Source organism: Streptomyces sp. WAC06614 (assembly GCF_003949795.1).
GTDB lineage: Bacteria > Actinomycetota > Actinomycetes > Streptomycetales > Streptomycetaceae > Streptomyces.
In genome coordinates this window covers 1-1,210 of the sequence record NZ_RPRY01000691.1, presented here as the reverse complement: position 1 = coordinate 1,210, position 1,210 = coordinate 1, and the positions used below count along the sequence as shown (strand labels likewise).

The following is a 1,210-nucleotide window of genomic DNA, read 5'->3' as shown; positions in this document are numbered from 1 at the left end:
GTCCCGGTCCAGGGCCCGGCTCCGTCCGCTCTGCCTCGGTCATGCCCCACTCCCTTCCAGCCCCACCCGTCCAGCGGGGGGCGCCGGGGGGCAGCAGCCCCCCGAGCCACTCCTAGGCTCCCACCGCCACCGGCAGCCCCGCGATCTCCGCAAGGTCCCGCCCGGTCAGCAGCACCTCGGCCGCCGCCGCGTTCTCGGCCGCCCGTTCCGCCCGGCAGGCCCCCGGCACCGGCACCACCTGCGGGCCCTGGGCCAGGACCCAGGCCAGCGCCACCTGCGCCGCCGTGACCGCTTCCCCGTGCCGCCGCGCCACCCGCCGCAGCCCCGCCACGATCACCTGGTTGGCCGCCATCGCCTCCGCCGTGAACCGCGGGTGCCGGGCCCGCGCGTCGGCCTCCTCGAACCCCTGACCCGGCGTCAGCGTCCCGGCCAGGAAACCGCTGCCCAGCGGCATCGCCGCCAGGAAGCCCACTCCGCGCGCCGCGCACCACGGCAGCAGCTGCCAGGCCGCCTCCGGCGACCACACCGACAGCTCCGCCTGCACCGCGCTCACCGGGAACACCTGCTGGGCCCGTTCCAGCTGCCGCAGCGTCACCGCGTACGCCCGGTCCCCGCGCCGCCCCGCGCCCGGCCCGGCCTCCGCCCCCACCGCGCAGAAGCCCAGCGCCCGTACCTTCCCGGCGCCGACCAGCTCGGCCATCGCCCCCCAGGTCTCCTCCACCGGGACCTCCGGGTCCACCCGGTGCAACTGGTAGAGGTCGATGACGTCGGTCTGCAGCCGGCGCAACGAGGCGTCGCAGGCCCTACGTACGTACGCCGGGCTGCCGCTGGCCACCACGTGCTGGTCACCCACCCGCAGCCCGACCTTGGTGGACACGAAGGCCTCGGCGCGCCGCTCCCGCAGCACCCGCCCGACCAGCAGCTCGTTGGTGAACGGCCCGTACATGTCGGCCGTGTCCAGCAGGTTCGCGCCCCGGTCCAGCGCGGTGTGCACGGTCCGCAGCGACTCCGTGCCCTGCCGGCGCGCGGCGGCGTAGCCCCAGCTCATCGGCATGCAGCCGAGCCCGATCGCGCCGACGGTCAGCGCCGACGCCCCGATTGACCTGCGCTCCAACGCCTCGTCCCCCTCCGTCTCCCGCCCCCAAAGTAACGGCTTGATCGCGACGCCCTTCGCTTAGCCTCTGGATCATGACTGCGACGCTCCCGGACC

1 protein-coding gene is annotated in these 1,210 nt (G+C 75.8%); it reads right to left on the bottom strand.

All coding sequences use genetic code 11. The features are described 5' to 3' along the window. Nucleotides 1–112 precede the first annotated feature (112 nt). On the bottom strand, nucleotides 113–1,114 hold the full coding sequence (locus tag EF918_RS35915; protein WP_125652998.1) for an aldo/keto reductase: 1,002 nt from the start codon (nucleotides 1,112–1,114) through the stop codon (nucleotides 113–115). Nucleotides 1,115–1,210 lie beyond the last annotated feature (96 nt).